Below are 6,458 nucleotides of genomic sequence, written 5' to 3' on the forward strand. Positions count from 1 at the left end.
AGAATCATAACATGGATAAGAAACAAAACCTAACTTCATTTCAAGAACTAACAACTACTGAACTCAACCAGATTACAGGTGGAGGACTGTGGGAAGATATCTTATACAGCCTTAATATAATTAAGCATAACAATACGAAAGGACTTCATCATCCAATACAACTATAAAAAATAAGACCGAGTAACAAGAACTCTCGGTCTTATTTTTTTCATCATTCTGTAGGTATCATAGTAAGCACCTGACGAAAGACTTGATCTTGACAGGTAGTATTTAAACTGGCATTGGGATAACTTTCCACAATCTTCATAACGGTATAGAGACCGACACCTCTCTCCTCCCCTTTAGAACTAACTCCAAAGGAGAAGATTTCAGAAATATCTATGCCCTCTTCTTTGATGGAATTTTCGATGATGAAGGTCTCCTGTGCTCCACTTTTTAAAAAGGCAATTGAAACATGAGGTTGACCGGCCTCTGCACTCGCTTCAATAGCATTATCACAAAGGATAGACACAATGGTTAGAAAATCAAGTAGGCTCATCCCCTCAACCTGAATCTCTTCAGGAACTTCGACATTAAAGACAATGTCCTTTTCTCTAGCTTTTATAAATTTTCCAGCTAGGAGACTTTTGAGGGCACGATCCCGAACATTCACCAATCGGCCAAGGTCATATTTATTGTCCTGCAATTTTTTACTAGAATCCTTTAAGACCAAGTCATAGACCTCTTTTATCTGCTCCATATCCTCCTCTTCAATACCCAGACCTAAACTGGTCAAGAGGTTGGTGTAGTCATGGCGAAAACTCCTTACTTCCTTGTAAAGTTCCTCTATATGCCGACTATAGCGTTCCATATCTCTATAGCGCAAGACCTGCTCTTGGTCCAGTCTATCATGGAGTTTGTCCTTCAAATAGGTATCCAATTTCTTGATAACCCCCATAAAAAATAGGAGGTAGAACACTAGGATGAGATGGCGAACAGTCGTTGATTGAATACCTTGCTCATATTCAAAGTAAGACAGACTTTGTATCACCAAATAGTAAGCCCCCATTATCCAGTTAATCTTAGTCAGGGACTTTTGAAAACCTGTATCGAGAATCTCCCTTCTCAAACTAGTAAAATCATAGTCCAACCATTTCAAAAAGGCTAGAGAAATGAAGAAATTGAAAATTATTATACATAACCCAGTAAATGAGTAGCCATCATATACTTGCCCTTGTCCCAAAAATGGAAGCACAAAATAGGAGACTCCTCTATAAAAGAGATTCACCAATATCATTGGAAAGAGACCATAAAAGAAAAGGAGTTTTTTAGGAAGCCCTCTTAACAATAAGAAAGACAAGCATATGCCGTACAAGGGTTCCATAAAATAAGATAGGTAAACATTTCCTACCATATAGCCAATCATTACAAAAACAAAGGCCAACAGTATCTTCAAAAGAAAGGCTTTAAAAATCCTCTCGAAAGTAAGATTAATTCCATCTACCTTAAAGAAAATGACAATTTCTAGCCCATTAGTAATAAGTGTATGCAATAATATCCAAACAATATTCATAAACTCTCCTAGTTCAGTGTAAGTTATTAATAGCCTCAGACACTTCCCTGACCTTATAACGCGCGATCAGACAACTTCCACCATTGGGAAAGAAAAGGAGTTTTTCTTTCTTATCCAAATGCACCACATTTGCAGGATTGATGAGAAAAGAGCGATGGCACTGCAAGAGACGGGGCTCCTGCTTGAAAACCTCCTCTAAACTCGCTGTAAATTCCAGCCTGTCTGTCTTGGTATAAAGAATAACACGATGGGCTCTGGGCGACGTTTCGAGATAGTAAACCTCTTTAAAAGGATACTGGAATTGAGCAAATTTTGATTTAAAGTAAAAGCAATCTTCCGCCAGACTTTTACTATCTTGATTATTGGCATAGAGGAGGGCTGTCTCGATACGAGATTCAAACTTCTCTGCCGAAAGGGCCTTATCAATATAGTCCAAAGCAGACACTTGGTAGCGAAAGGACAGGGGCATAAACTCCGAGTGAGTCGTCACAAAGACGATGAGGGCATAGGGGTCTCGATCCCGAATCTTTCTAGCCACTTCCAGCCCTTTCATCTCCTCATTTCGAATCTCAATATCCAAAAAGAATAGCTGATGAGCCCCCTTCTCATGCACCTCTGCCAGCAATTGATCTGGCTTACCAAAAACTTCAAAAGAACTCAGAGTGATATGATGTTCCTTCAAAAGTTTCTCAATGGTCGTTTCAATCCTAGTCTGTTGGGAAAAATCATCCTCTAAAACAAATATTCTCATCTTTTTACTCTCCTTGTTTCAACCATTTTTGACGAATTTCTCTATAGCGACGTCTGGCATACTTGACAGCGTATTGACCTTCTTCTCCGAGAAAAAGGATTCTTTCTTGAAAATCAATCGATTTTAATTTATCAAGATTAACCAAACAATTTCGATGACATCTCATCAAGGTTTCCCCACATTGGTTCTCAAGATTACTTAAATTTTGAAGCATATTAAAACTAGCTTCTTCTGTAACAATCTGTACGGTATGGGCTTTAGTTGGATGTGTTTGGATATAGTAGATATCGTCGATGTTTACTTTATAAACTGTTTTCTGTGTCTGAATAATCATATGTTTCATTGAATTCTCCTCCTAAGAAAAGAATAACAGAAAAGTTCTCACACAAGCGCACCCAATCCTAAACAGTCTTTGAAAGCTCCTAAAAGGATTATTTTTCCATAACATCATGATGAGGTTACAACTATTTTATCATAAAATCTTAACAGGACCATTCAGGAAATTTCAAGGACAATTAAAGATTTGATGGTGAAAAAGGAGATAAAAGTGATAAACTGACAGTATCAAAATACAGTTGCTAGAAACAAGACTGGCACCCAGATTAAAGGAGGCATTCTCATGACAGATACAGACCCTATCAAAAGAGCTCAGACTTTGATTACTGACTTAAACAAAGCCTACCAAGCATGCAGACAGGCAACCGCTGACGACGTCCGCTTTCAGGAGCAATTAAACTCTATTCTTGGCTTTCTAGCAAAGGCTGAGACAGTGGATAATCGAGTCTTGATTGAACTGGAAAAATTTTACCAGACTTCCAGTCTTCTCATGGGACTCAGCGCTCTTGATCCAGATGCTCCCACTCGCGCCGCTTGGCGGGCCTATGATCGCTTTCACTTTGACCAAGTCAAGACCAAGTTGAGTCTCTACGGGCCAACCATTATCCTGTAGCAACTAAAAAGAAGCTGAGACAAACTGAACTCAACTTCTTTTTTAATATCATATAAGCAATGTTAGTCCTGCATCTGACGTTTTACTTGATAAGGTAAGTACAAGACTAGTAAAACCAAACCAGCTCCCAGTAAGGCTAGAAGGGCTAGTTTTTCTTGGAAGGTAATCAACCCAACAACTAATTCCACTACTAAGACCAAACTGGTCAATCCTCTGACTACAGCCTGCAAGCCTTTTTCCTTTTGCCCCTTGTCCAGCGGAAAGAGTTGGGTCAAATACTGGTAGTCAAAGGCATGATATAGGGCCAGCAACTGGAAGAGCAAGAGGTAGTTAAAGAGAACCACCACTGCTGTCGCAATCCAAGCTTGCTCGATAAAGACCTGTGCCAGTATGGAAAGCAAGAGCAGACGGAGACTGAGCGCAAAAAGATCTCCATTTCGCAGATAAGAACGCAGATAGAGATTTTGCCAAATCTTTCCAGGCACCTTCTGAACAGTCTTTAGGATAAAATCCAGATAAGCACGGCGCTTGACGCTGTTTGAAATTCCCTTTACCTGCGTAAAGAGGGCAAAGAAACGAAGCAAGACTTGCTTGCGCTTGCTTTCTTGGGAAATGACATAGTCCCAGTCCAGTCCAGTTTCCGTGAAAAATTTACTAGCCTTTTGACGAAAGAGGAAATATTTACCTACTCCCAATAAAAGCACATAGACCAGAAAAACAGGCAAACCATAACCCATTGCCAAAAATAAAGGCGCAAATAACAGCAAGAAAAGGGTCTGTACAAAAAGCCAAAAGACTAGGGAAATGCCAGTTTGACGCTTGAGATGGAGTTTGATTTCCTCTTCTCCGACCAAGAGAAAGAGCTTGTCTGGAGCCTCCATATAGGTGGCAATTCCTCCCCAAAGCAAAAACAAAACAGAGGTAATTCCTACAAACAAAAGAATTGGCCAATGGTTTTCAGGAAAATGTTGTAAGAGTTGACTGTACTGGTAGGCTAGAAAGCCCAGCAGGACAAGCAGGAACAAGACAAAGTGGTCATTGAGAACATAGCGCAGATAACCGACACACTCCTTACGAAAAGCCTGCTTTCTCTTTAAAAACAAGTCTTTCATAGCTCCTCCTCTTTGGTCAGAGCCAAGTAAATATCATTCAAACTAGCCTCAGGCATGTTAAAGGCTTCGCGCAGTTGCAAGAGATTCCCCTTAGCACGCACCTCACCCTTGTGGAGAATGACAAAGGCATCACACATCTTCTCCGCCGAATCCAGCACGTGGGTACTCATAAGAATGGACTTGCCCTTTTGCTTTTCCACTTCCAAAAGCTGAATCAAGTCCGCAATAGCCAGCGGATCAAGACCAAGGAAAGGCTCATCCACGATGAAAAGACTCGGATCCACCACAAAAGCACAGATAATCATGACCTTCTGCTTCATCCCTTTTGAAAAATGAACAGGAAACCAGTCTAATTTCTGGTCCAGACGGAACATTTTTAGCAAGGGCTCTACTCGCTCAAAAGCCACTTTCTGCTCAATACCATAAGCCATGGCAACCGTTTCGATATGCTCTCTGAGGGTCAACTCCTCATACAGGCTGGGCGTTTCTGGAATGTAGCCAATTTGCTTGCGGTAACTTGTCGCATCTTCTTGCAGGGTCAATCCATTGATATTGATGGAGCCACTATAAGGTGTCAACAGACCGATAATCTCATTAATAGTCGTCGATTTACCAGCACCATTAAGACCAATCAGACCGACCAGCTGCCCACTTTCAACAGTAAAGGACACATCTTTCAAAACAGGAACATGAACATAGCCACCTGTCAGGTTTTTAATTTCTAACATATTTTCTCCAAATCTGGTATAATATAGCTATATTATATCAAAATTCAATACAGTAGAGGTAGATTTTATGTCAGATTGCATTTTTTGTAAAATCATCGCAGGGGAAATTCCTGCTTCAAAAGTATATGAAGATGAGCAGGTTCTTGCCTTTCTTGATATCTCTCAAGTGACACCAGGACACACCTTGGTCGTTCCAAAAGAACACTATCGCAATCTTTTGGAAATGAACGCTACTAGCGCCAGCCAACTCTTTGCCCAAGTACCAAAAGTAGCTCAAAAAGTCATGAAAGCTACCAAGGCTGCTGGCATGAATATCATTGCCAACTGTGAAGAAGTCGCTGGTCAAACAGTCTTCCATACCCACGTTCACCTCGTGCCTCGCTACAGTGCGGACGATGACCTCAAGATTGATTTTATCGCCCACGAACCAGACTTTGACAAACTCACTCAAGTCGCTGAAACTATCAAAAACGCCTAAGGAGTTGCCATGAAATTATCCAACCTACTGCTATTTGCAGGAGCTGCAGCCGGAAGTTATCTGGTCACAAAAAATCGCCAAACCATCACAGATGAAGTCTTGAATACCACTGACCGCGTTCAAGCCATCAAAGATGATGTGGATATTATCCAAAACAGCCTGCAAATCATCGACCAACAAAAAGAACTTATCAAGGAATACCAAGAAGACCTGACTTACAAGTTTAAGGTCTTGGAAAAAGATATCCAAACTAGACTAGCTGTGATTAAAGAAACACAGGAAACTGAAGATAAGTAAAAAGAGCCAGTCGGCTCTTTTTTAAAACGTAAACAAGTTATATCCCATCAACTATACATCATAATTTAGGCAACTCATACTCAATAAAAATCAAAGAGCAAACTAGAAAGCTAGGCGCAGGCTGCTCAAAACACCGTTTTGAGGTTGTGAATAGAACTGACAAAGTCAGCTCAAAACACAGTTTTGAGGTTGTAGACAAGCCGACGCTGACGTGGTTTGAGGAGATTTTTAAAGAGTATCATTCACCATTTCACAACTAAATCGAAGATTTTCCGCCGTACTGAAAACGAGTCTGGGATAAAAGTCTAATCTTCAATATAAAAAGCGAACAAAACGAGTTATCTGACACTCAGAATTCTGTCTTGTTCGCTTTTTTATCTAATCTATCGATTTTTAAAATTTATAATAAAGAATTCCTGAAATCAAAATCTTTTTGTCTCAGACTCGTCCGGAAACTTTGAGACCTAGGCTCAAAGTTTAGGTATGGAACTTCGAAGAAGATCGCTACCGTCCGTCATTACTTAAGGAAAGTCTTAAAAAATCTATAAACAAAAAGAGCCACTCGGCTCTTTTTGTTTATACTCAATGAAA

9 protein-coding genes are annotated in these 6,458 nt (G+C 40.2%); 4 read left to right on the forward strand and 5 right to left on the reverse strand.

What is annotated here, in order from left to right; all coding sequences use genetic code 11:
• Positions 1 to 11: 11 nt before the first annotated feature.
• Complete coding sequence (blpC, locus tag HT736_RS07315) at positions 12 to 167, forward strand: quorum-sensing system pheromone BlpC (protein ID WP_000358814.1); 156 nt, start codon at positions 12 to 14, stop codon at positions 165 to 167.
• A 44-nt stretch (positions 168 to 211) separates the two neighbouring features.
• On the opposite strand, the gene HT736_RS07320 is transcribed toward blpC, so the two are convergent.
• From HT736_RS07320 to HT736_RS07330, 3 genes are read right to left on the reverse strand one after another with little or no spacing between them, the layout of a single operon-like run.
• Positions 212 to 1,552: a sensor histidine kinase gene (locus tag HT736_RS07320; protein WP_172930891.1), complete on the reverse strand. Its 1,341-nt coding sequence runs from the start codon at positions 1,550 to 1,552 to the stop codon at positions 212 to 214.
• A gap of 13 nt (positions 1,553 to 1,565) precedes the next feature.
• Positions 1,566 to 2,303 carry a response regulator transcription factor gene (locus HT736_RS07325; protein ID WP_172930892.1) on the reverse strand — a complete coding sequence of 246 codons (738 nt, stop codon included), beginning with the start codon at positions 2,301 to 2,303 and terminating at the stop codon, positions 1,566 to 1,568.
• A 4-nt stretch (positions 2,304 to 2,307) separates the two neighbouring features.
• Positions 2,308 to 2,646, reverse strand: coding sequence for a LytTR family DNA-binding domain-containing protein (locus HT736_RS07330; RefSeq protein ID WP_001863323.1), 339 nt, complete (start codon positions 2,644 to 2,646; stop codon positions 2,308 to 2,310).
• A gap of 276 nt (positions 2,647 to 2,922) precedes the next feature.
• Between HT736_RS07330 and HT736_RS07335 the strand changes: the two genes are divergently transcribed.
• Entirely contained in the window at positions 2,923 to 3,252 is a 330-nt protein-coding gene (locus HT736_RS07335) for a hypothetical protein (RefSeq protein WP_000132586.1), read from the forward strand.
• 62 nt (positions 3,253 to 3,314) lie between these two features.
• On the opposite strand, the gene HT736_RS07340 is transcribed toward HT736_RS07335, so the two are convergent.
• Together HT736_RS07340 and HT736_RS07345 are read right to left on the reverse strand one after the other, a co-directional pair.
• Positions 3,315 to 4,364, reverse strand: a complete 1,050-nt coding sequence (locus HT736_RS07340) for an ABC transporter permease (RefSeq protein WP_172930893.1) — start codon at positions 4,362 to 4,364, stop codon at positions 3,315 to 3,317.
• Positions 4,361 to 5,092 carry an ABC transporter ATP-binding protein gene (locus HT736_RS07345; protein ID WP_000889956.1) on the reverse strand — a complete coding sequence of 244 codons (732 nt, stop codon included), beginning with the start codon at positions 5,090 to 5,092 and terminating at the stop codon, positions 4,361 to 4,363. Before HT736_RS07345 ends, HT736_RS07340 begins: the two co-directional genes overlap by 4 nt.
• A 67-nt stretch (positions 5,093 to 5,159) precedes the next feature.
• Between HT736_RS07345 and HT736_RS07350 the strand changes: the two genes are divergently transcribed.
• Entirely contained in the window at positions 5,160 to 5,570 is a 411-nt protein-coding gene (locus tag HT736_RS07350; RefSeq protein ID WP_172930894.1) for an HIT family protein, read from the forward strand.
• A gap of 9 nt (positions 5,571 to 5,579) precedes the next feature.
• Positions 5,580 to 5,867 carry a hypothetical protein gene (locus HT736_RS07355; protein WP_049487998.1) on the forward strand — a complete coding sequence of 96 codons (288 nt, stop codon included), beginning with the start codon at positions 5,580 to 5,582 and terminating at the stop codon, positions 5,865 to 5,867.
• The last annotated feature ends 591 nt before the right edge of the window (positions 5,868 to 6,458 follow it).

The organism is Streptococcus sp. 339 (assembly GCF_013277285.1).
Classification (GTDB): domain Bacteria; phylum Bacillota; class Bacilli; order Lactobacillales; family Streptococcaceae; genus Streptococcus; species Streptococcus pseudopneumoniae.

What these genes read in the sequence shown, in the direction of transcription:
- blpC (WP_000358814.1), top strand. Translation starts at nt 12, where the DNA reads ATGGATAAGAAACAAAACCTAACTTCATTTCAAGAACTAACAACTACT.
- HT736_RS07320 (WP_172930891.1), bottom strand. Translation starts at nt 1,552, where the DNA reads ATGAATATTGTTTGGATATTATTGCATACACTTATTACTAATGGGCTA.
- HT736_RS07325 (WP_172930892.1), bottom strand. Translation starts at nt 2,303, where the DNA reads ATGAGAATATTTGTTTTAGAGGATGATTTTTCCCAACAGACTAGGATT.
- HT736_RS07330 (WP_001863323.1), bottom strand. Translation starts at nt 2,646, where the DNA reads ATGAAACATATGATTATTCAGACACAGAAAACAGTTTATAAAGTAAAC.
- HT736_RS07335 (WP_000132586.1), top strand. Translation starts at nt 2,923, where the DNA reads ATGACAGATACAGACCCTATCAAAAGAGCTCAGACTTTGATTACTGAC.
- HT736_RS07340 (WP_172930893.1), bottom strand. Translation starts at nt 4,364, where the DNA reads ATGAAAGACTTGTTTTTAAAGAGAAAGCAGGCTTTTCGTAAGGAGTGT.
- HT736_RS07345 (WP_000889956.1), bottom strand. Translation starts at nt 5,092, where the DNA reads ATGTTAGAAATTAAAAACCTGACAGGTGGCTATGTTCATGTTCCTGTT.
- HT736_RS07350 (WP_172930894.1), top strand. Translation starts at nt 5,160, where the DNA reads ATGTCAGATTGCATTTTTTGTAAAATCATCGCAGGGGAAATTCCTGCT.
- HT736_RS07355 (WP_049487998.1), top strand. Translation starts at nt 5,580, where the DNA reads ATGAAATTATCCAACCTACTGCTATTTGCAGGAGCTGCAGCCGGAAGT.